The following is a 21716-nucleotide window of genomic DNA, read 5'->3' as shown; positions in this document are numbered from 1 at the left end:
ACGGTGTCGCCGGGGCCGGTGGCGGCGAGGGTGACCATGCCGCGCCAGGCGGTGGTGCCTTGGTTGAGGTGGTATTCGGGGCTGGGCAGCAGGGTGGGGTCGAGGGTGGTGAACGACGGGTCGTCCTCGGTGGCCAGGATGTGGTCGCGGAAGCCGTACACGTGCTGGACCAGGTCGCCGGTGGGGTAGCGGGCGCTGCGGGAGGCGACGACGGTGCCGACGGCGGGCGCCCAGGGCGGGCGGCCCAGTTCGTAGGCGGACATCGGCAGGTCGGGGTGGGGCTCGGCCTCCATCAGGTCGCGCATGACGACCGACAGCAGCATCCAGTCGTTACGCACCAGGAACTCGCCCTCGCCGAGCGGGCCGATCTCGGTGCGGGCGAGCTCGAAGTGGTCCTCGCGCAGGTCGGCGTCCGGACGCGCGGTCAGCCGCAGCTCCGTCGCGTGGGTGATCGTCATACGCCGACCGTAGGAAGGGACGCGGCCATATTGGTTCCGCATTAGATATATGCGAATTGCATATAATGTCGGAGCATGAGCACATCGGAGCGGACAGAGGCGGCCGTGGGCCGTTGGCACGAGGTCGTGAACGGCGGGGACCTGGACGGCGTGCGCGCGGTCGTGGCCGACCCCGTCGTGGTCAACGGGCCCAAGGGGTCCGGGCCCATCACGCCCGGCGACTTCGCCGGCTGGATCGTGCGGTCGGGGATCGAGCTGCGTCCCCGCTCGTGGCATCCGGTCAGCGAGCGGGTCGTGGTCGTCGAGCAGGACGCGCGCTGGCCGCAGGACCGCGAGTGGAGCAGGGTCGTGACCGTGTTCCGGGCCAGCGGGGACCGGGTCTCGGCCGCGCTGCGCTTTCCCGAACTGCGGGCGGCGCTCGAGTTCGCCCGCCTGTACGCCGACCTGGCCGCGACCGAATGAGCGGGCCGGGACCCGGACAGGCGCTGTTCCACTTCGTGCGCCACTGGTCACGGCGCTGGAACGCGGGGGCCGAGCGCGGGCGCGACGTCATGGTGGCCGAGGCGGTCCACGCGCTGGACAGGCGGCCGGAGATCACCGTCAACGAGGTCGCCGCCGAGCTGGGGCTCGACCAGTCGGGCGCCTCCCGGCTGGTCGCCCAGGCGGCCGGGCGCGGCTATCTCGCCGTCACCGCCTCGGCCGCCGACGGGCGGCGCCGTACCGTCGAGCTGACCGAAAAGGGACGGGAGCTGCTGCGCGACGCGCACGCCTGGCAGGAGGCGGTCTTCGCCAGGCTCACCGGCGACTGGACCCCCGGGGAGCGCGCCGACCTCCACCGCGCGATGCTCCGGCTGATGAGTCGCTCACCGGAGCTCACGGCAGGGTTCGCGGGCGAGAAAGTTACGCGGGCTTGATCTTGTCTCGACGGCGGCCAGGCAACTGACAGGGCATGACCCAAGGCCGACCCGCCGCGGCGCTGGCCCGGCTCGCGCTGCCCGCGCTGGTCGTCGGCGTCGCCTGCAGCCTCATCCTGATGGTGGTCGACATCGCCGCCGAGGCGCTGCAGGAGGTGCTGTGGCACCACCTGCCCGCGGCGATGGGCCTGGACGGCGCCTCGCCCTGGTGGACGCTGGGCATTCTCACGCTGACCGGCCTGGCGGTCGGGCTGGTGGTGTGGAAGATCCCCACGGGCCCCGACCCGGCCACCGAAGGGCTGGTGGGCGAGCCGCTGCCGGTGTCCGTCGTCCCCGGCATGCTGCTGGCCACCGCGCTCACCCTCGCCGGGGGTGTCAGCCTCGGACCGGAGAACCCGATCACCGCCGCCAACGTCGCCCTGGCCGTCGCGGTGGGCGTGCGCCTGCTTCCCGGCGTCAAGGCGCCGGTCTGGCTGGGTCTGGCCGCGGCCGGGACGATCGGCGCGCTGTTCGGCACGCCCGTGGCCGCCGCGCTGATCCTGTCGGAGCTGGCGCTCGGCCCGAAGGACGTGCCGCTGTGGGACCGCCTGTTCGGCCCGCTGGTCGCGGCGGGCGCCGGGGCGATCACCACTGTCCTGATCGCCAGCCCGGTCTTCCACCTGGGCCTGCCCGACTACTCCATCCAGCCCCTCGACCTGCTCAGCGGCATGGTCATCGCGTGCGTGGCGGTCCTCGCGGGGCTGGCGGCCGTCTACGCCTTCCCGCACGTCCACCGCCTGTTCCACCTCATCCGTCACCCTGTGCCCCGGCTGACGCTGGCCGGCGTGGCCCTCGGCGTCGCCGGGATGATCGGCGGCCAGATCACCCTGTTCAAGGGCCTGGCGGAGATGAAGGAACTGGTCGCCACCTCTTACGGCGCCGCCTCTCTGGCCCTGATCATCCTGGTGAAGTTCGCCGCCCTCCTCATCGCCTCCACCGCGGCCTTCATCGGCGGCCGGATCTTCCCCGCGGTCTTCATCGGCGTCGCGCTCGGTCTGCTCGCCTCCGCCCTGGTGCCGGGTGTGCCGCCGTCGCTGTCCGTCGCCTGCGGCGTGCTCGGCGTCACCCTCGCCGTGACCCAGCAGGGCTGGCTGAGCCTGTTCATGGCCGCGGCCGTCGTCACCGACCTCGACCTGATCCCCGTGCTCTGCCTGGCCCTGCTGCCCGCGTGGCTGCTGGTCACCGGGCGTCCTCAGATGATCATCGAAGAGAAGACGTGAAGAACGCGCGCAGGTCGGCGACCAGCAGATCGGGCCGCTCCATCGACAGGAAGTGCCCGCCCTCGCCCAGCTCGGTCCAGCGCACGACGTTGTGGTCGCGCTCCGCCCACGGCCGGATCGTCACGTCGTGGGCCGTGACCAGCACCCCGGTCGGCACCTTGCCGCGCTCGGGCGCGTCGCCCCATTCGACGGCCGAGATCTCCTCGTAGTAGATCTGCGCCGCCGAGCCCGCGGTGCCGGTCAGCCAGTAGATCGAGACGTCGGTCAGCATGCTGTCGCGGTCGATGCTCTCCTCCGGCAGGCCCTCCTCCGGGATCGTGAGCTCCTTGAACTTCTCCATGATCCAGGCGAGCTGGCCGGCCGGCGAGTCGTTCAGGCCGTAGGCCACGGTCTGCGGGCGCTTGGAGTTGCACTGCAGGTAGCCGTCGTTGAAGTTCTCCATGCGCTCCCACCGGCCCCGCTCGACCTCCGACAGCGCGTCCATCTCGCCCTCGGCGCCGGCCGGGAACGTGATCATGCCGTTCATGTGCACGCCGATCACGTGGTCGGGATCCTGCCTGCCGATCGCCGGGGCCACCCAGGAGCCGGTGTCGTAGCCGTGCGCGCCGTAGCGGTCGTAGCCGAGCTCGGCCATGAGGCGCACGAACAACCCCGCCATCCTGGCCGCGTTCATGCCCGGCCCCGCCAGCGGCGTCGAGAACCCGAAGCCCGGCAGCGACGGGATCACCAGGTGGAAGGCGGCCGACGGGTCGCCGCCGTGGGCGCGCGGGTCCGACAGCGGGCCGATCACGTCGAGGAAGTCGGTCACCGCGCCCGGCCAGCCGTGCAGCAGGAGCAGCGGCGTCGCGTCCGGCTCGGGGGAGCGGACGTGCAGGAAGTGGACGTTCTGCCCGTCGATCGCGGTGAGGTACTGCGGGTGCTCGTTGATCGCCGCCTCGTGCGCCCGCCAGTCATAGCCGGTACGCCAGTAGCCGGTCAGTTCCCGCAGGTACTCCACCGGCACGCCCCGGCTCCAGCCGACGCCGGGCAGCTCGTCCGGCCAGCGGGTCGCGGCCAGCCGGTCGGCCAGGTCGTCGAGCCGCGCCTGCGGGATCTCGACGCGGAAGGGACGGATGCTCATCGCGGTTCCTCTCGTTCGGTCGTTCACCCCTTGGGCGCAAGACGCGCTCTAGCGTCCGCTATTTCCGATGTAGCGTGACCGACAGCACCGCCTTGCCGGCCCAGCCGATGTTCCGCACGCTGCCGCCCGCCGCGAGCAGGTGCCACGCCGCGGCGAGCTGCGGCCCGCCCACGTTGTCGAGGATCAGGTCCACCGGCCGGTCGATGCCGTCCAGGCCGATGACGATCTCGTCCGCCTCCAGTCCCCGCGCGCGGGCGGGCGAGCCGACCGAGGCGATCACGTGCGCCCCGCCCATCCTGGCCAGCTGTACGGCATAGCGCCCCACCCCGCCCGCCGCCCCGGTGACCAGAACCCGGCGGCCCAGGATGTCGCGCGTACGCAGGGTGCGCAGCGCGGTGAGGCCCGCCATCGGCAGGGCGGCGGCGTCGGCCGGATCCACCCCGGCCGGGATCTCGGCCACCGCGGTGGTCTCCACGGCCATCCGCTGCGCCCAGGCTCCGGCCCCGAAGGCGGCGACCCGGGTCCCGGCGGCGGGCCCGGAACCGTCGGCGGCCGGCTGCAGCACGACCCCCGCCGCGTCGTATCCGTGCACGGTGCCGGGCGGGCGGCTGCCGGCGAAGGTCACCTCGCCGCGGTTGAGCGAGATGTGGCTCACCTCCAGAACGAGCTGCCCGGCCGCCGGCCGCGGTTCCGGCGCCCGCCCGGGAACGCCTGCTCGCCTTCCTCGGCGGGCTGTGCGCGATCGCGGAGGGCAACGCCGTCCTGCTCTCGGCGCACGAGCAGGCCTGCGCCGACGACAAGTTCGCCGACCCGAGCTACCGTTTCTGGCACGCCCACCTGACCTCCCTGCTGGAAGGCGCGGGCACCGACCCCGGCTTCCTCGCCCACGCCCTGCTCGCCCTCTTCGACGGCGCCCTGATCCGGCACGTGGGACCGGGCCGCTTTACCGACTCCGTCAAGGACCTCGCCGCCACCCTGATCTAGGCCGCGAAGGTGCAGCAGGCTGTAGTGACGGTGCGCAGGCGCCGCCTGGAGACTGGGCGGCATGCGCGAACGATGGACCGCGGTGTGGCGCGGGCTTCGATATCTGCTGGTCAACCTGGTCTGCGGGCTCGCCACCCTGCCGCTGCTGCCGCTCGCCGCGCTCCCGGCCGCGGCGCCGGGGTTGCGGCGGTGGGCGGCGTGGAACCGGCGGCGGGCCGCGGCTCTCCTCGGGGTTCCCGCCCCGGTCACGGGCCCGGGGCGGTGGTGGGGCGTGGAGTTCGCGCTCACCGGGGCGCTCGCCGGGTTCGCCGCGTTCCTCGCCGCCGGCAGGGTCGTGGCGGTGCCGGTCTGGTGGCTGTACCCGGCGGAGCGGCCGCTCGTCCTGCTGGCGCCGGTGGACGGGTGGGGGCCCGCGCTCGGGTTCGGCGCCGTGGCGCTGGCGCTCCTGGTCGCGGGAGCGCCGCCGGTGGCCCGCCGGCATGCCCGCAGGACCCTGGCCGGGCCCGCCGACCTGGACCGGCTCACCGAGCGGGTCGCGGAGCTGGGTGAGAGCCGCGCCGCCGTACTGGACGCCCATGGGGCGGAACTGCGCCGCATCGAACGCGACCTGCACGACGGCACCCAGGCCCGGCTGGTCGCGCTGGCCATCAGGCTCGGCGTCGCCAGGGAGGCGCTCGGCGAGCGCGGACCGGTCGCCGACCTGCTGCGGGAGGCGCACGAGGGCGCGGAGGAGGCGATGGTGGAGCTCCGCGGGGTGATCCGCACCATGTACCCGCCGATCCTGGCCGACCGCGGGCTCGACGGCGCGCTCGCCGCGCTCGGCGCGCGGTGCGACGTCCCGGTCGACCTGCGCCTCGAAGGGGCCGGCGAGCTGCCGGCCGCGCTGGAGGCCGCGGCGTACTTCACCGTGGCCGAGGCCCTCACCAACGTCGCCAAGCACAGCCGCGCGAGCCTGGCCACCGTCCGCGTCGGGCGCGCGGACGGCGTCCTGCACATCGAGGTCGCCGACGACGGCGTGGGCGGCCTGGACGAGACGCGCGGCACCGGCGTCGCCGGCATCCGCCGCCGCGCCGCCGCCCTCGACGGCGCGCTCCGGGTGACCAGCCCGCACGGCGGCCCGACGCGCCTGGTGGTGGAGCTGCCGTGCGCGTCGTGATCGCCGAGGACAACGTCCTGCTGTCGTCCGGGGTGGAGCTCCTGCTGGCCGCCAAGGGCATCGAGGTGCCGCAGGTCGCCACCGACGGGCCCGGGTTCGTCGCCGCCGTGCGGCGCCATCGCCCCGACGTGACCATCGTGGACGTACGGCTGCCGCCCACCTTCCGCGACGAGGGCGTCAGGGCGGCACTGGAAGCCAGGCGCGCCGTCCCCGGCCTGCCGATCCTGGTGCTGTCGCAGTACGTCGAGCGCGTCTACGCCCGCGAACTGCTCGCCGACGGCGGCGGCGCGGTCGGCTACCTGCTCAAGGACCGCGTGGCCCGGGTGAGCGAGTTCGTCGCCGCGCTGCGCACGGTCGCGGCGGGCGGCACCGTCATGGACCCGGAGGTCGTCGCCCAGCTCATGTCCGGCCGCGAACGCCGCATCGACGCCCTCACCGCCCGCGAGCGCGAGGTCCTCACGCTCATGGCGCAGGGCCGCGGCAACGCCGACATCGGCGCCCTGCTCACGATCACCGGCAGCGCCGTGCACAAGCACATCGGCAACATCTTCACCAAGCTCGGCCTGCCGCCCGAGGAGGGCGGCCACCGCCGCGTGCTCGCCGTCCTGGCCTTTCTCGGCAGCGAGCGCTGAAACCCCACCATCGAAGGAGCTCTCCTTGCGTGTCCTCGCGCGCTTCACCGCGGCCGCACTCGCCGCCGCGACCCTCCTGTCCGCCACCCCCGCCGCCGCCACCGGTGACATCCGTGCCGCGCTGCGAAGTCATCTGCGCGACGCGGTCGCCGACGGCTCGCTGGCTGTCCTGGCCGAGGTGCGGGCGGGCGGCCGTACGCACAGGCTGGCCGAAGGCAGGATCCGGTACGGCGGGCCGCACCCGGCCCAGGCGGCGGGCAGGTTCAGGATCGGCAGCCTGACCAAGGCGTTCACCGCCACCGTCGTCCTGCAACTGGCCGCCGAGGGCCGCCTCACCCTGGCCGACCCGCTCGCCAGGTGGCTGCCCGGCGCCGTCCGCGAGGGCGAGCGCGTCACGCTGAGGGACCTGCTGCGGCACACCAGCGGCATCCCCGACTACTTCCCCACGCTCCTCGACGCCGCGGGCAACCCGCGCGAGCCGCTGCGCACCTGGCGCGAACAGGAGCTGGTGGGCCTGGCCGAGAAGCTGCCCCGCACCCCCGAGACGTTCGCCTACTCCAACACCAACTACGTGCTGCTGGGCATGGTCATCCGGGCCGTCACCGGACGCGGTTACGCCACCGAGATCACCGAGCGCGTCATCCGGCCAGCCGGGCTGACCAGGACGTCCGCTCCGGACGCGGTGCCGTCGATCAAGGGCCCGCACCCGCACGCCCACGCCCTCACCGGCGGCGTCGTCACCGACATCACCGCGCTCAACCCGACCGTCCTCGGCGCGGCCGGCGGCATGGTGTCCACCACCGCCGACCTCAACCGCTTCATGCGCGCCCTGCTCGGCGGACGGCTGCTGCCGCCCGCCTGGCTCGCCGAGATGAAGAGGCCCCTGCCCGGCGGCTCCTACGGGCTGGGCCTGGCGAGCATCCGGCTGCCCTGCGGCACCTTCTACGGCCAGGCAGGCGGCGTCGCGGGCTACTTCGCCGCCGCCTTCCGCAGCGAGGACGGCCGGCGCGAGGTCGGCCTGGCGGCCACGCCGTACCGGGGGGACCCGGGCCGCGCGCTCAACACCCTGCTGGCCCGGACTGCCTGCGAAAGTGGCGGGCCGTCGGCGTGAGGGCGGCGGCGGCCGGCGCCAGGAAGCAGACCAGGGCGCAGACCGCCAGGACCGGGGCGGCGCCGAAGGACTCCATGGCCGGGGCCAGGACGGCCAGGCCGACGGGGGCCAGGCCGTAGGAGAGCAGGAAGTCCAGCGACGAGACCCGGGCGAGCAGGCGCGGCTCCACCTCGCGCTGCGTCGCGGTGAACCACGGCACGTTGAACAGCTCGATGCCCAGCCCCGCCAGCAGGTACGCCCCCGCCACCAGCACCGGGTGCACCGGCAGCAGCAGGCTGAGCGGCGCGCAGCCGTACAGGGCGAGACCGGCGAGCGCGGCCCAGCCCTGGGAGCGCGGCCGCCAGCGCGCCATGAGCAGGGCCCCCGCCAGCGCGCCCGCGGTGTAGGCGGTCAGGGCGGCGGCCAGCACCGCCTCGGTGCCGTAGCGGTCGCGGCTGATCAGCGGGAGCGCGACGCCCGTGACCGAGTAGCCGGTGAAGACGACGGCGGTCAGCGCGGCCAGCCCGGCCAGGAACCACGGATGCCGCCGCGCCTCGCGCACGCCCTCGGCGAACTCCCCGAGCAGCGCCACCGGCGCGGCGGCGGGTGCGGGGCGGCGGCCACGGGGCGGCAGGAGCGCGGCCACCAGCCACAGCAGGCCGGTGCCGGTCAGCAGCGCCCAGGTGTCCAGGACGGTCGCGAGCAGCGCCGTCGCGGCGGGCGCGGCCAGCGTGGTGGCCCGCACCGCCAGCGTGATGGCGGCGTTGGCGCGCTGACGCCCGGCCTCGTCGACCACCTCGGCGGTCAGCGCCTGGAAGGCGGGCCGGCAGGCGCCCTGGCCCGCGCCGGCGACCGCGGCGGCCACGCTCATGAGCAGGATCGAGCGGCCGAGGCCCAGGGCGATGGCCGGCGTGGCCAGCGCGGCGGCCAGCCCCGCCCACAGGACGACGGCGCGGCGCGAGTACCGGTCGGCGAGCACGCCGCCGAACGGCACCGCGACCAGGAACCCGGCGGTCCTGGCGGCCAGGACGATCCCGAGGCCGGTCGCGGTGAGGCCGCGGTCGAGTACCGCCAGCGCCAGCACGAACGGCAGCGCCCACGTCGCCAGCCCGGAGGCGGTCGTGCCCGCCCACAGCCGCGCGAACGCCGGGTCGCGCAGAACGGTCGCCGTGCTCACCCGGGCAGCCCGCGCAGGTAGGCGGCGAAGCCCTCCAGGCCGTCGATGTTGCGCGGCCCGCTGATGCCCTCGTTGTAGTCCAGGACGTGGAAGCGGTCGTTGACGACGGCGGGCAGCTTGGCCGTCACCGGCGACTCCTTCAGGAACCGGATCTTCTCCGCGGCGGGCTTGTCACCGTAGTCGAGGATGATGATGACCTCGGGCTTGGCCGCCACGACCGCCTCCCAGGTGACCTCGCTCCAGCGGGCGTCCAGGCCGGCGAAGACGTTGCGGCCGCCGGCGAAGCGGATGATGTCGTTCGGTGGCACCTGGCTGCCGGCGGTGAAGGGCTTGTCGGTGCCCGAGTCGTACAGGAAGACGGGCACGGGCTCGCCCTTCGGCGCCTGGGCGCGTACCGCCTCGACCCGCTCGCGGTAGCCGGCGACCAGCGCGCGGGCGCGGTCCTCGACGTGGAAGATCCGGCCGAGGCGTTCGAGGTCGGTGTAGAGGCCCTCGAACGGCGTGACGCGCTCGGGGAAGCCCGGGTAGTTGAAGCACGACTCGGCGTGCATGAAGCTCTGGATCTTCAGCCCGTCCAGGATGGCCGGGGTGATGCCCCGCTGGTCGCTGAAGCCCGAGCGCCATCCGGCCACCACGAAGTCGGACTTGGCGTCCACGACCAGTTCGCGGTTGAGCAGGTCGTCGCTGAGGAACTTGGTCTTGGCGTACTCGGCGGCCCAGGGCGACTCCTCGACCGGCGGGTTGGCGGGCGGCATCACGTAGCCGTGCACGTGCGCGGTGAGCCCCAGCGCGAACATCTTGTCCGCGCTGCCCGCCTCGTAGACGACGGCGCGGCGCGGGGTCGTGTACTCGACCTCCTGCCCGCACCGCTTGACGCGCGCCTTCTCCGATACGGCGGCGCCGCCCTCGACCCGGGCGCCGCAACCGGTGAGCAGCAGGGTCCCGGTCAGGGCGCAGGCGGTCAGCATGCGGTTCACGCGGTGGTTCCTTCCAGATGGGCGGATCCCAGGTCGTACAGGACCTGGGGCACGCCGGTGAGGGGATGGGGGACGACGCTGGCCTCGACGCCGAAGACGTCGCGCAGCAGCGCCTGGGTGAGGACCTCGCCGGGTGTCCCGGCGCTCACGAGCCGGCCGCCGGACAGTACGGCCAGCCGGTCGCAGGCCGAGGCGGCGAGGTTGAGGTCGTGCAGGGTGACCAGGGCGGTGTGGCCGGCGGCGCGCAGCATCGACAGCAGCCTGATCTGGTGGTGCAGGTCGAGGTGGTTGGTCGGCTCGTCGAGGATGAGCACCCGCGGCTCCTGGGCGAGCGCGCGGGCCACGAGCACCCGCTGGCGCTCGCCGCCCGACAGCGACAGCACGCCGCGCCCGGCCAGGTGCGCGACCTCCATGCTCTCCATCGCCCGGCGGCACACGTCGCGGTCGCGCGCGCCGAGCGCCCGGTTGCCGCGCAGGTGCGGGACCCGGCCGAGCGCCACGGTCTCCTCGACGGTGAAGTCGAGGTCGGTGTGACCCTCCTGGGTGAGCGCGCCGACCAGCCGGGCGGACTCGCGCATCGGCAGGGCGGCCACGTCCCGGCCGTCCACGCGCACCGCTCCGGCGCTCGGCCGCAGCGCGCGGTAGACGCAGCGCAGGGTGGTGGTCTTGCCCGAGCCGTTGGGGCCGACCAGGCCCACGACCTGCCCGGCCGCGACCGTCAGGCACAGGTCGCTGACGAGGTCGGCCGCGCCCGCGGAGACGGACAGGCCGTCGAGGAGCAGGGCCATGTCAGGCCCGCCCGAACAGGTAGCCGCGCCGGCGCAGCAACGTGACGAACACCGGGACGCCGACCAGGGCGGTGATCACGCCGATCGGCAGCTCCCTGGGCGCGACCACGGTCCGCGCGAGGAGGTCGGCCCACACCATGAAGATCGCGCCGGCCAAGGGGGCGATCGTGAGCACGCGGGTGTGGGCGGCGCCCACCAGCAGCCGGACCAGGTGGGGCATGACCAGGCCGACGAAGCCGATCGCGCCGCTGACCGCGACCATCGCCCCGGTGGCCAGGGAGGTGAGCACGAACAGGCCGCGGCGCAGCCGTACCGTGTCGACGCCGAGACTGGCGGCGCTCTCGTCACCCTGCGCGAGCACGTCCAGGCGGCGGCCGAGCCCGCGCAGGACGACGAGCGCGGCCAGCGTGACGGCGGCGATGACGGGCAGGGCGCCCCAGGTCGCCGCGCCGAACCCGCCCATCGACCAGTACAGGACGGTGCTGGTGGCCTCGCCGTCCGGCGCGAAGTAGACGATCACGCTCATCACGGCCTGGAAGCCGAACGCCGCCGCCACGCCGGTCAGCACGAGCCGCAGCGGTGTCAGCCCGCCGCCCTGCCGGGCGGCGAAGTAGACGAGGGCGGAGGCGAGCAGGGCGCCGAGGAAGGCGCCGGCGCTGACGGCGTAGATGCCGAGCGCGGTGAGCGCGCCGGTGACGCCGACCAGCACGGCGCCGGCCGAGGCCCCGGAGGAGACGCCGAGCACGAACGGGTCGGCCAGCGCGTTGCGCACCATGGCCTGGATCGCCACGCCGGCCGCGCTGAGCCCGGCCCCGACCAGCACCGCGAGGATCACGCGCGGGGTGCGCACCTGCCAGACGATCTGGTACGCGCTCACCTCGTCGGGCGTGATCGCGGCGCCGGACAGCGCCGCCCAGAGGTAGCGCAGGGTCTGTCCGGGCGGGACCGCCGCGGCGCCGACGCCGATCGCCAGCAGCACCGAGACCGCGAGGACGGCGGTCAGTAAAAGGACAAGGGATCGCAAGATTGACTCCGATAACGGCAATCATTTTCACGCGACCCTACCACCGGCGGAGCGGCCCGGGGGACGGCTACATGATCGGCTCAGCGCCTCCCTCGCAGCCGGTCCAGGAAGCCCCTGGCCTTCTGCCGTGTGCGGGGATCGCGGGCCATCCGCTTCGCCTTCTCGACGTTCTGCCTGCCACGCGGGCTGCGCAGGTACGCGCGCACCCGATCGATGATTGTCGCCATGCCCTTCCAGCTACCCCCGTGAGGCGGTCTATGCGCCGGGTGAGGTAGACAGGGTGCGCAAACGTCGCGAGAGGACCCCATGAGCCGCTACGCACTGGTCGGCGCCCGGGTCGTGCTGGCCCGCACGATCGACGCCGATCTGGCCGTGCTGGTCCGCGACGGCGAGATCGAGGCGCTGATGCCGTACGGCGAGCTGCCGCCCGGCCTCACCCGCCTGGACGCGGGCGGGCGCTACCTGACCCCCGGCCTCATCGACCTGCACACCCACGGCGCCGCCGGGCACGGCTTCGACACCCCGGACGCCGCCGGGTACGACGCGGTCCTGGCGGCCCACGCCCGCTCCGGCGTCACCGCGGTGCAGGCGTCGCTGGCCACCTCCGCGCTGTCACACCTGGCCGAGTGCCTGTCCTTCGCCGCGGGCTACCGCCCGTCCGGTGTCCGGCTGATCGGGGTCCACCTCGAAGGGCCGTTCCTGGCACCGGAACAGGCCGGGGCGCACGACCCGGCGCTGCTGCGCGAACCCCGGCCGGAGGACGTGGAGGCCCTGCTGCGGGCCGGGTCGCCGACGATGGTCACGCTCGCCCCCGAACTGCCGGGCGGGATCGCGGCCACGCGGGCGTTCGCCGGGGCGGGCGCGGTCGTGGCCATCGGGCACAGCCAGGCGGCCGGGGCGGAGTTCGCCGCCGCGGTGGCCGCCGGGGCCACGCACCTGACCCACCTGTGGAGCGGGCAGTCCGCGCTGCGCCGCGAGGGGCCGTGGCGGGTGCCGGGACTGCTGGAGGAGTCGCTGGCCTCCACCGGGCTGAGCGCCGAGGTCATCGCCGACGACCGGCACCTGCCGCCCGAGCTGCTGCGCATCGCCTACCGGTGCCTGGGCGGGCGGCTGACCGTGGTCTCCGACTCGACGCCGGGGCTGGGGCTGGCGGAGGGCACGCCGTACCGGCTGGGAAATCTGTGCTGTGTCGTCGAGGACGGCGTCGGCATGCTGCCCGACCGCACCGCCTTCGCCGGGAGTACGACCGGGCTCGATCGCATGCTCGGCCACCTGCGCCGGGCGGCCGGGCTGAGCGTGCCCGAGACCGTCGCCACCGCGACCCGGGTGCCGGCCGCGGTGCTCGGGCTGCGCCGCCAGGGCACGCTGCGCCCCGGCGGCCACGCCGACCTGGCCCTGCTCGACGACGACCTGACCGCGCGGGCCACCGTCGTGGGCGGACGCTGGCTCATGGATCTCGACGGCGTGGCCGGTGACGGGGTTCTCACGAACTGAGCGGGATCCACTCCACGCTCGTGGTGCACGCCTCCAGCGCCTCGGGATCGGGCGCGATGCCGATGCCGGGGCCTTCCGGCACGGGCAGTTCGCCGCCGTCCAGGACGAACGGGCGGGTGATGTCGCGATGGTAGTAGCGCTCGGTGGCCGAGATGTCGCCCGGCAGCGTGAAGCCGGGCAGGCTGGCGAGCGCCAGGTTGGCCGCCCTGCCCAGGCCGGTCTCCAGCATGCCGCCGCACCAGACGGGCACCCCGCTGGCCTCGGCCACGTCGTGCACGCGCCGGGCCTCCAGGTAGCCGCCGACGCGGCCGGGCTTGATGTTGATGATCGAGCAGGCGCCCGTCCTGATGGCCTCGGCGGCGTCGCGGGCGCTGGTGATGCTCTCGTCCAGGCACACGGGGGTGTCGAGGCGGGCGGCGAGCGCCGCGTGTGAGCGCAGGTCGCCCGGCGCGAAGGGCTGCTCGATCAGCGCCAGCCCATACGCGTCGAGCTGGGCCAGGTGCCGCAGGTCGGCCGGGGTGTAGGCGGTGTTGGCGTCCACGGTCAGCATCACGCCGGGGCCGAACGTCTCGCGCACCGCCCTGACCGGCTCCAGGTCCCAGCCCGGCTCGATCTTCAGCTTGATCCGGGCGTAACCGGCGGTCAGGTGCTTGTCCACGGTGTCCAGCAGCGCGTCCACGGTCTCGGCGATGCCCACCGAGACGCCCACGCGCACGCGCCGCCGTACCCCGCCGAGGTGCCCGGCGAGGCTGACGCGGTGGGCGCGCAGCCAGCAGTCCAGCACCGCCGTCTCCACGGCGGCCTTGGCCATGACATGGCCGCGCAGGTGCCGCAGGGCGGGCCCGACGGCGGCGGGGTCCAGGCCGGACGGCGCGAGGGCGGGCAGCGCGAAGCGCCTGATCAGGTCGGCGGCGCCCGCCAGGTACTCGGGGGAGTAGGTCGGCTCGTCCTCGGCGGCGCACTCGCCCCACCCCTCGGCCTCGCCGCTCACCACGCGCACGAGCAGCGCGTTGCGCTCGTGCTGCGTTCCCAGCGAGGTACGGAACGGGCTGACCAGCGGCAGCGCCACCTCACGCAGTTCGACGCCGTCGATCCTCACTTCTCGCCTCCCTTGGCCAGCAGGTACCAGCCGCCGCGGGTGAACCCGGTGACCTCGTAGCCCCGGGCCAGCGCGCCGCCGAGCCCGTCCTCCATCGCCGCGCGCCACCGCAGCGCCTCCCGCGGCTCGGCCGTCCGCAGCGCCTCCACGTCGTCCGGCGTCGCGCACCGCAGCACGTCAGCGCCGTCATGACCGTGTACGGTCCCCGACTCGTCGACCACGACCACGCCCCGCTCGGCCCCGTCCGGCGCGGGGGAGGGGTCGGCGGCCCACGTCGGCCAGGTCACGAACAGCCGGTCGGAGGGACCGCCATCATTGATGCCGTCGTGCATCGGCCCGTAGAAGTCGGGCAGGTACGCCACCACCCGCGCGCCCAGCCTGGCCAGGTTGAAGAACGCGTTCCTCCTGACCAGCGGATCGAAGGTCCAGGAGACGGCGCTCAGGCCGCGATCGGCCGCCCACGCCCGCTGGTGCTCCTTCAGCGCCCTGCCGACGCCACGCCCGCGCGCGCCCGCCGCCACGCCCGCCACGTGCGAGTGCAGGCTGCGGTCGCCCGCGATGAACCCGGCCGCCACGCCCGCGAGCTCGCCGTCCAGGAAGGCGCCGCCCACGTACCCGCCGGTGTGGGCGAAGGCGCACATCAGGTCGAGCGCGAGCGGCGGGTCGTCGCCGGGTCTGGTCCCCCAGACCTCGCGCAGCAGTCGGTCGGCCCGCCGCAGCGCCGCGGTGCCGTCAAGGGAACGGATGAGGAGTTCGGCCATGGACCACAGCATCGCGGCGCGCGCCCGCGCGGGCGTTGGCGTGCGCGCCCAACTTCACCCGCCCGCCTTTGTGGCGCCGCTCAGCCGTAGCTGCAGGGCCAGCACCAGGCGGGTGTCCGGGTCGTCGAGCGCGATCAGCTCGCCGATCCTGCGCAGCCGGTAGCGCAGCGTGTTGGGGTGCAGCGACAGCAGCTCGGCGGCCCGGGGGACGTCGTAGTGGGCGCCGATCCAGACGGCCAGGCTGCGCACGTAGTCGGTGCCGTGCTTGGCGTCGTGGGCGGAGACGAGGTCGAGCGGCTCGCCGTACAGGGAGGGTTTGGGGCGCAGCGCCGCGTCCACGTCCATGAGGAACAGCGCGGCCGACAGTTCCCCGTGCGCGCCGACCGGCTCCTCGGCGAACGGCCCGCAGACCGCCCGCAGCGCCTCCTCGGCCTGGCGGGCGCCGGCCGGCACCCCGCCCACGCTGTTCGCGGTACGGCCCAGCCCGGCCCGCCACCCGCCGCCCAGGCGCTCGCTCACCCGGGCCAGCGTGTCCAGGGTGATCCGGCGTAGCAGCGGCGCGCCCGCCTCGGCCGCGACGATCGCGTAGGCACGGCCCCCCGATACGCCCGCCGCCGCCCTGATCCGGTAGGCCAGATAGGCGGTACGCAGCATGTCGGCGGCGTGGGCGGCGGCGAAGGCGTCGGCGGTGCCCGCGTACGGGCCGAGCGTCACCACGGTGAGCGGCTCGCCGGGCAGCAGGCCGAAGGAGGTGGCCAGCTCGTCCACGGCGCCGACCCCGCGCAGGAGCCAGCCCAGGCACTCGTCGCGCCGCCGCCGCGCCTCGTCGGCGGCCAGGTTGATCCGCGCCAGGTGCGGCGCCGCGGCGGCGGCCGCCTCCATGAGCGCCACCTCGGCGTCGGCGGCCAGGGGCTGGTCGGCCTGCACCGCCCAGATCGTGCCGAGCGCCTCGCCGTGGGCACGGATCGCGATGGCCAGGCGCGGGTAGAACTCGCGCGGCACGTAGCTCCAGACCGCGCCGTCGGCGCGCAGCACGCCCGCGTACTCCTCGGCGTTGGTCGGGTGCTCGGGCACTCTGCGGCCCAGGATGCCCTCCTTGCGCAGGTCGTCGATGCGCTGGCCCTCCACGGTGGAGTAGGCGAGCACGCGCATCGCCAGGTCCTCGATCGCCACCGCGCCGCCCACCTTGCGGGCCACCTCGTTGGCCAGCGCGAACAGGTCGGCCGCGCGGGTGCCGCCCGGGTCCTGGGCCGGGGCGACCAGCGCGAGGAGGGCGTCGATGAGCGTGTACAGCTGGCCCCACGACAGCTCCGGCGGTACGGCCAGCAGCGCGGTGCCCGCCGCCCGCGCCGCCGCGGCCAGCGCGTCCGGGTCGCAGGTGCCGGGTTTGACGAACACCGCGGCCACCCGGCTCTCGCCCGCGCGGGCCAGGATCTCGGCCGAGGGCCGCCCGGTCACCAGCAGCGCCGCCCCGTCGAGCCCGGCGAGCGCCTCTTCGGGGTCGTAGATGACCGGCGAGCCGACCAGCGGCTCCCTGCCGCGCGGCAGGGCCAGTGGGCGCGCCACCTCGGGGCCGAGGCTGTCGACCAGGACGCCCAGCGTGACCCGCCCGCCGGCCGTCACCGGGCCCCTCGCCTGAGGATCCGGCCGTGCTGTCGTATGGCCGTCATCGTGTGCCTCGCCTGAGGATCCGGCCGTGCCTGCCGCCGGTGAACTCGCCGCCGGCGATCACCTGACGCCCGGCGAGGAAGACGTGCTCGACGCCGGTGGGCCGTACGTCCGGCCGCTCGTAGGTGCCCGCGTGGCCGATCCGGTCCCGGTCGAGGACGACCACGTCCGCGATGGCCCCGGGCGCCAGCCAGCCGCGTCCCTCCAGGCCGAACTGGGCCGCCGCGGCGGAGCTGACCTTGCGGATCGCCTCGGGCAGTTCCTCCTCGGTGACGTACTCGCCCAGGTAGACGGGGAAGGCGCCGAAGGTGCGGGGGTGGTTGGGCCCGACCGGCGGCCCGCCGTCGGAGCCGACCGACACCAGCGGGTCGGCCAGGAAGGCGCGCAGGTCGCCCTCGTGCATGGTGTGGAAGACGCCGGAGGCCTGCGGGTCCAGCCGTACCAGGTCGCACAGCGTCTCCCACGGGTCGCCGCCCAGGTCGGACAGGCGCTTGCCGGCGATGCCCGGGTCGGTGTGCGTGAGGATCTGCACGTCGGCCGGGTGCAGCTCGCGCCAGATGCCGACGCCGGTGCCGGTGTCCGGGCTCTCGGCCAGCGCGCGCAGCGCCGCCCGCTCGGCCGGGTCGGCGAGCCTGGCCAGCAGCGCCTGCTCGCCGCCCTCGCACGCGGCCGGCGGCAGCACGGCCACCAGCCCGGTGCCGAAGGCGAGGTAGGGGTAGACGTCGGCGCGCACGTCCACGCCCTCGCGCCGGGCGCGGGCCAGCTTGTCCAGCACCATCGCCGAGGCGCCGTGCACCGCCCGTCCCGACGCCTTGCAGTGCGAGACCTGCAGCCGCACGCCCGCCCGCCGTGCCACCGCGATCGCCTCGTCGAGCGCGCCGGCCAGTCCCTCGCTCTCACTGCGCATATGCGTCGCGTACGGCAGGCCCCACCGCTTGCCCACCAGCGCCAGCGCGACCAGCTCGTCCACGTTCGCGTAGGCGCCGGGCACGTACTCCAGGCCGCTGGAGAGCCCGGCCGCCCCCGCCTCGAAGCTCTGGGCGGCCAGCTCGCACATGTGCGCCAGCTGCTTTGGCGTGATCTCGGCGTTCATGCCCGAGGCGGCCAGGCGCAGCGTGTTGTGGCCGACCAGGACTGCGAGGTTGTTGCTCGGACCGGCGGCCTCGGCGGCGTCGAGGTAGTCGCCAAACGCGCGGAACTCGTGGCTCGACAGCAAGGAGGGCATGAAGCCGCTGGTCGCCGGGTCTGTGGGGCCGCAGGAGAAGCCGCAGTTGCCGACGATCTCCGTGGTGACGCCCTGGAAGAGCTTGAACGGCTGTGGCTCGTCCAGGAAGGGCACGGTGTCGGAGTGGCTGTGCGGGTCCACGAAGCCCGGGGCGACGACGAGCCCGGAGACGTCGATCACCCGGCGGGCGGGGCCGAGGCCGCGGCCGACCGCGGTGACGCGGCCCCCGGTGATCGCGACGTCGGCGGTCCGGGGCGGGCCGCCGAGGCCGTCGTGCACGGTTCCGTCGCGTAGTAGCAGGTCATGCATGGTGAAAGACTCCCCTGCCCGGTGTCGCGGGCGCTAGTGAGAAAGGCTGAAATGTCATGGGATAGCTGGTACGGAGGCCAAGAGGCGGCGCGTGTAGTCGTGAGCAGGGGAGTCGAGGACCTCGGCGGTGCCGCCGCTCTCCACCACCTCGCCGCGCGAGAGCACCACCAGCCGGTCGGCCAGCTGCCTGACCACCGCGAGGTCGTGGGTGATGAACAACATGCTGCCGCCCACCTCCCGCAGCAGCTCCAGCACGTGGGCCTGGACCGAGACGTCCAGCGAGGCCACGGGCTCGTCACAGATCAGCAGCTCGGGCCGGACCGACAGCGCCCTGGCGATGGCCACGCGCTGCCGCTCGCCGCCCGACAAACCTGCGGGACGCCGGTCGGCGTAGGCGGCGGGCAGGCCGACGAGCTCCAGCAGTTCGCGCACGCCCAGCCTGCCCTCCTCCCGGCCCTGCGCCGCGGCCTCGGCCAGCGCGGCGCCGACGGTCATGGCCGGGTTGAGCGAGGTCGAGGGGTCCTGGAAGACGCACTGCACGAGCCGGTGCCGGGGACGTACGGCGTCGGCCAGCGCGATCGTGCCCGAATCGGGGGTGGCCAGCCCGAGCACGCAGCGGGCCAGCGTGGTCTTGCCCGAGCCCGAGCCGCCGACCACGCCGACGGTCTCGCCCCTGCCCACGTGCAGGGAGACGCCGCCGAGCGCGATCTGCCCGCCGTAGCGTTTGCGCAGGTCGGTGACGCGCAGCACCTCATCCCCCGCGGCCGGGCGCTCGGGCGGCGCGGCCTCCTCCACGCGGGGGCGGGGGCGTACCTCGTGCAGGCACGCCGTGCGGCGGCCGGGACTCAGCTCGCGCAAGGGCGGCCGTTCCTCCTCGCACGCGTGCGTCGCCTGGTCGCAGCGGGCGGCGAACGCACAGGTGGCCGCCACCTCCGCGGCCGTGGGAACGCTGCCCCTGATGCCGCTCAGCCGGGCCAGGCGCCGGTCCGCGGCCGGCACCGCGGCCAGCAGCCCGGCGGTGTACGGGTGCGCGGGGGAACTGGCCAGCTCGGCGGCCGGGCCCTGCTCGACGACGCGGCCCGCGTACATGACGGCGACCCGGTCGCACAGCTCGAACGCCACCCGCAGGTCGTGGGTGATGAGCAGCACGCCCATGCCGCGCGCCGCCTGCACGCTCTTGATCAGCATGAGGATGTCGTGCTGCGTGGTGGCGTCCAGGGCCGTGGTGGGTTCGTCGGCGATGAGCAGCTCGGGATCGCCGGCCAGCGCGGCGGCCAGCGCCACCCGCTGGCGCATCCCGCCGGACAGCTGGAAGGGATGGCGCCCGGCCACGCCGGGGTCGTCGATCCCGACCTCGGCCAGCCGCCGCGCCACCTCCGCCCGGCTCTCGCGGCCCCGCAGCGACTCGGCGACGTGGGCGCCGGCCGTGCGCAGCGGGTTCAGCATGGCGAAGGGGTCCTGCATGAGCAGGCTCACCCGGGTGCCGCGCACCGAGCGCCACGTCCGCTCGCGCGCGCCCAGGAACTCCTTGCCGTCGAAGACCACCGAGCCCTCGGCCCGCAGCCCCTTCGGCAGCAGCCCGGCAGCGGCCCGCGCGGTCAGCGACTTGCCGCTGCCCGACTCGCCGACCAGGCCCACGGTCTCACCCGGCAAGACCTCCAGGTCAACACCGTCCACAATCAACCCGGCCCCGCGACCGGCCCCAGCCCCGGCCCCGGCCCCAGCCCCGGCCCCGGCCCCAGCCCCGGCCCTGGCCCTGGCCCTGGCCCTGGCCCTGGCCCCAGCCTCAGCCCCGGACTCGGTCGCGGTCCGGGGCCCGGCGCCTTCCCTGGTCACGCGCAGCGCGGAGATCCTCATCGCCGCCCTCCCTTCGACAGCGACTCGAACGCCCGGTCGCCCAGCAGGGTCGCCGCGCAGGCGACCACGGTGATCAGCGCCGCGGGGGCGATGGCCGCCCACGGGTTCAGGTCGAGCAGGCCGCGGTTCTCCTCGACCATCAGGCCCCAGTCGGGCGTGCCCGCCGGCAGCCCGACGCCCAGGAACGACAGCCCGGCCAGCGCCACCAGCGCGGCCACGAAGCTGAGCAGCGCGCTGGCCACCACCGTGGGCGCCAGGTTCGGCAGCAGGTGCCTGAACATGATCCGCGCCGGCCGCAGCCCCAGCGTCCTGGCCGCCTCCGCGTACGCGAGCTCGCGCTGGGCCAGGGTGAGGCTGCGGATCACCCGGATGTCGCCCGGCGTGAACAGCACCGCCATGGCCAGGACGGCCCAGCCGTACCCGCCGCCGAGCACGCCCACGACCACGATCAGCACGAGCATGCCCGGCAGCGCGATGGCCAGGTCGACCGCGCGCATCATGACCGCGTCCACCCAGCCCCGCCGGTAGCCGGCCAGCAGTCCGAGCGAGGTGCTCAGCAGCATCGTGCAGACGGCCACCACCACCGGCCACAGCAGCGCCGAGCCCGCCCCGGCCAGCAGCCGCGACAGCACGTCGCGGCCCAGGTCGTCGGTGCCGAGCCAGTGCGCCGCGCTCGGGCCGGCCGCGCCGAGCGCGAGGTCCTGCGCGCCCGGATCGTACGGCGCCAGCCACGTCCCCGCCACGGCCGCCACCAGCGCCAGCCCCAGCACGCCCGTCAGGAACGCCCTCATGCCCGCCGCCTCACCCTCGGGTCGACGGCCACGTAGGCCAGGTCGATGAGCAGGTTCACGGCGATCACGATCGCGCCCCCGAGCAGGACGAGCGCCTGCACCACCGGGATGTCCTTCTGGCCGACGGCGCCGATCAGCAGCGCGCCGAGACCGTGCAGCCCGAAGGCCTGCTCGATGAAGACCGAGCCGGTCAGGTTGGCCGCCAGCAGCAGTCCGCCCACGGTCAGCACCGGCAGCGCCGCGTTACGCAGCGCGTAGCTGATCCACACGCGCCGCCTGGGCAGGCCGCGGGCTCTGGCGAAGGTCAGGAAGTCCTGCGCGGCCAGGTCGAGCGCGGCGGCGCGCATCTGCCTGACCACGATCGCCGCCTGCGCGGTGGCCAGTGCGATCGCCGGCAGCGTCAGGTGGGTCAGCCGTTCCAGCGGGGTGTCCCCGGCCCCGAAGACGGGGAACCAGCCCAGCGTGACGGCGAAGCCGTACAGCAGAAGGATGCTCAGCGCGAACGGCGGGATCGACAGCGCGACCAGCGAGGTCAGCGTGATGCCCTGGTCGAGGGCGCCGCCGCGGCGCATCGCGGCGGCCAGGCCGGCCGGCACGCCGACCACCACCGTGAGCGTGAGCGCGTAGCCGGCGAGCGCGGCCGTGACGGGCAGTCGCTCGGCGAGCACGGCGGTGACGGGCTCGCGGGAGTAGATCGAGGTGCCGAAGTCGCCGCGCACCGCGTCGCCGAGCCAGCGCGCGTAGCGGACGGGGAAGGGATCGTCGAGGTGGTACTGCTCGCGGATGGCGGCCCGGGTCTCCGGCGTGGACGGGCGGCCGCCCAGCAGCACGTGTTCGGGGCCGCCCGGCGCCGCCGCCAGCAGGCCGTAGGTGAGCACCGACAGCACGCCGAGCAGCAGGACCGCTGAGCACAGGCGTTTGACGACCGCCATG

General features: G+C 74.7%; 22 protein-coding genes and 1 pseudogene. 7 read left to right on the top strand and 16 right to left on the bottom strand.

The window, feature by feature from the left end:
- A pseudogene (locus ACFWY5_RS50365) lies at positions 1–458 on the bottom strand (hypothetical protein); the annotation flags it as partial.
- Positions 459–533: 75 nt separating this feature from the next.
- Here ACFWY5_RS50365 and ACFWY5_RS50360 point away from each other — a divergent pair.
- From ACFWY5_RS50360 to ACFWY5_RS50350, 3 genes are read left to right on the top strand one after another with little or no spacing between them, the layout of a single operon-like run.
- Positions 534–920, top strand: a complete 387-nt coding sequence (locus tag ACFWY5_RS50360; RefSeq protein WP_379639251.1) for a hypothetical protein — start codon at positions 534–536, stop codon at positions 918–920.
- The gene (locus tag ACFWY5_RS50355) at positions 917–1372 is read left to right on the top strand and encodes a MarR family winged helix-turn-helix transcriptional regulator (RefSeq protein WP_379639250.1); all 456 of its coding nucleotides are present in this window, start codon (positions 917–919) and stop codon (positions 1370–1372) included. The genes ACFWY5_RS50360 and ACFWY5_RS50355 overlap by 4 nt, the downstream gene beginning before the upstream one ends.
- Positions 1373–1407: 35 nt before the next feature.
- Positions 1408–2631, top strand: a complete 1224-nt coding sequence (locus tag ACFWY5_RS50350) for an ion channel protein (protein ID WP_379639249.1) — start codon at positions 1408–1410, stop codon at positions 2629–2631.
- Here ACFWY5_RS50350 and ACFWY5_RS50345 read toward each other — a convergent pair.
- From ACFWY5_RS50345 to ACFWY5_RS50335, 3 genes are read right to left on the bottom strand one after another with little or no spacing between them, the layout of a single operon-like run.
- Positions 2612–3751: an epoxide hydrolase family protein gene (locus ACFWY5_RS50345; protein WP_379639248.1), complete on the bottom strand. Its 1140-nt coding sequence runs from the start codon at positions 3749–3751 to the stop codon at positions 2612–2614. The two genes, ACFWY5_RS50350 and ACFWY5_RS50345, sit on opposite strands and share 20 nt — an antisense overlap.
- A 58-nt stretch (positions 3752–3809) precedes the next feature.
- Complete coding sequence (locus ACFWY5_RS50340) at positions 3810–4406, bottom strand: hypothetical protein (RefSeq protein ID WP_379639246.1); 597 nt, start codon at positions 4404–4406, stop codon at positions 3810–3812.
- Positions 4403–4798 carry a hypothetical protein gene (locus tag ACFWY5_RS50335; RefSeq protein ID WP_379639245.1) on the bottom strand — a complete coding sequence of 132 codons (396 nt, stop codon included), beginning with the start codon at positions 4796–4798 and terminating at the stop codon, positions 4403–4405. Before ACFWY5_RS50335 ends, ACFWY5_RS50340 begins: the two co-directional genes overlap by 4 nt.
- Between ACFWY5_RS50335 and ACFWY5_RS50330 the strand changes: the two genes are divergently transcribed.
- The 3 genes from ACFWY5_RS50330 to ACFWY5_RS50320 are packed head-to-tail and all read left to right on the top strand — an operon-like array spanning position 4797 to position 7634.
- Positions 4797–5891, top strand: coding sequence for a sensor histidine kinase (locus ACFWY5_RS50330; protein WP_379612794.1), 1095 nt, complete (start codon positions 4797–4799; stop codon positions 5889–5891). The two genes, ACFWY5_RS50335 and ACFWY5_RS50330, sit on opposite strands and share 2 nt — an antisense overlap.
- Entirely contained in the window at positions 5879–6523 is a 645-nt protein-coding gene (locus ACFWY5_RS50325; protein WP_379612793.1) for a response regulator, read from the top strand. Before ACFWY5_RS50330 ends, ACFWY5_RS50325 begins: the two co-directional genes overlap by 13 nt.
- A gap of 25 nt (positions 6524–6548) precedes the next feature.
- On the top strand, positions 6549–7634 hold the full coding sequence (locus tag ACFWY5_RS50320; RefSeq protein WP_379612792.1) for a serine hydrolase domain-containing protein: 1086 nt from the start codon (positions 6549–6551) through the stop codon (positions 7632–7634).
- Here the strand turns inward: ACFWY5_RS50320 and ACFWY5_RS50315 are convergent.
- The 5 genes from ACFWY5_RS50315 to ACFWY5_RS50295 all read right to left on the bottom strand — a co-directional run bounded on the left by ACFWY5_RS50315 (position 7582) and on the right by ACFWY5_RS50295 (position 11806).
- A complete protein-coding gene (locus ACFWY5_RS50315; protein WP_379639244.1) occupies positions 7582–8790 on the bottom strand; it encodes an MFS transporter in 1209 nt (402 codons plus the stop codon). The genes ACFWY5_RS50320 and ACFWY5_RS50315 overlap by 53 nt on opposite strands.
- Positions 8787–9758: an ABC transporter substrate-binding protein gene (locus tag ACFWY5_RS50310; RefSeq protein ID WP_379639253.1), complete on the bottom strand. Its 972-nt coding sequence runs from the start codon at positions 9756–9758 to the stop codon at positions 8787–8789. Before ACFWY5_RS50310 ends, ACFWY5_RS50315 begins: the two co-directional genes overlap by 4 nt.
- Before the next feature lie 5 nt (positions 9759–9763).
- Positions 9764–10555 (bottom strand): ABC transporter ATP-binding protein, encoded by a 792-nt coding sequence (locus tag ACFWY5_RS50305; RefSeq protein ID WP_379639243.1) that lies wholly within the window; start codon positions 10553–10555, stop codon positions 9764–9766.
- A gap of 1 nt (position 10556) precedes the next feature.
- A complete protein-coding gene (locus tag ACFWY5_RS50300) occupies positions 10557–11579 on the bottom strand; it encodes a FecCD family ABC transporter permease (protein ID WP_379612789.1) in 1023 nt (340 codons plus the stop codon).
- A gap of 80 nt (positions 11580–11659) precedes the next feature.
- Positions 11660–11806, bottom strand: coding sequence for a hypothetical protein (locus ACFWY5_RS50295; RefSeq protein WP_379612788.1), 147 nt, complete (start codon positions 11804–11806; stop codon positions 11660–11662).
- Positions 11807–11885: 79 nt separating this feature from the next.
- On the opposite strand from ACFWY5_RS50295, the gene ACFWY5_RS50290 reads away from it, so the two are divergent.
- Complete coding sequence (locus ACFWY5_RS50290; RefSeq protein WP_379639241.1) at positions 11886–13073, top strand: N-acetylglucosamine-6-phosphate deacetylase; 1188 nt, start codon at positions 11886–11888, stop codon at positions 13071–13073.
- Here ACFWY5_RS50290 and menC read toward each other — a convergent pair.
- The 7 genes from menC to ACFWY5_RS50255 are packed head-to-tail and all read right to left on the bottom strand — an operon-like array spanning position 13063 to position 21715.
- Positions 13063–14172: an o-succinylbenzoate synthase gene (gene menC / locus ACFWY5_RS50285; RefSeq protein ID WP_379639240.1), complete on the bottom strand. Its 1110-nt coding sequence runs from the start codon at positions 14170–14172 to the stop codon at positions 13063–13065. The two genes, ACFWY5_RS50290 and menC, sit on opposite strands and share 11 nt — an antisense overlap.
- Positions 14169–14933, bottom strand: a complete 765-nt coding sequence (locus tag ACFWY5_RS50280; RefSeq protein WP_379612785.1) for a GNAT family N-acetyltransferase — start codon at positions 14931–14933, stop codon at positions 14169–14171. The genes menC and ACFWY5_RS50280 overlap by 4 nt, the downstream gene beginning before the upstream one ends.
- Before the next feature lie 54 nt (positions 14934–14987).
- On the bottom strand, positions 14988–16556 hold the full coding sequence (locus tag ACFWY5_RS50275; protein ID WP_379612784.1) for a PucR family transcriptional regulator: 1569 nt from the start codon (positions 16554–16556) through the stop codon (positions 14988–14990).
- Between the two features lie 43 nt (positions 16557–16599).
- Positions 16600–18135, bottom strand: a complete 1536-nt coding sequence (locus tag ACFWY5_RS50270) for an amidohydrolase family protein (protein ID WP_379639239.1) — start codon at positions 18133–18135, stop codon at positions 16600–16602.
- 54 nt (positions 18136–18189) lie between these two features.
- The gene (locus ACFWY5_RS50265; RefSeq protein WP_379639238.1) at positions 18190–19992 is read right to left on the bottom strand and encodes an oligopeptide/dipeptide ABC transporter ATP-binding protein; all 1803 of its coding nucleotides are present in this window, start codon (positions 19990–19992) and stop codon (positions 18190–18192) included.
- Entirely contained in the window at positions 19989–20783 is a 795-nt protein-coding gene (locus tag ACFWY5_RS50260) for an ABC transporter permease (RefSeq protein ID WP_379639236.1), read from the bottom strand. The genes ACFWY5_RS50265 and ACFWY5_RS50260 overlap by 4 nt, the downstream gene beginning before the upstream one ends.
- Positions 20780–21715, bottom strand: coding sequence for an ABC transporter permease (locus ACFWY5_RS50255; RefSeq protein ID WP_379639235.1), 936 nt, complete (start codon positions 21713–21715; stop codon positions 20780–20782). The genes ACFWY5_RS50260 and ACFWY5_RS50255 overlap by 4 nt, the downstream gene beginning before the upstream one ends.
- Position 21716: the final 1 nt, after the last annotated feature.

Source organism: Nonomuraea sp. NPDC059007, from assembly GCF_042740555.1.
GTDB lineage: Bacteria > Actinomycetota > Actinomycetes > Streptosporangiales > Streptosporangiaceae > Nonomuraea.
Note: the sequence above shows the minus strand (reverse complement) of the source record. Positions and strands in the feature narration are given on the sequence as shown.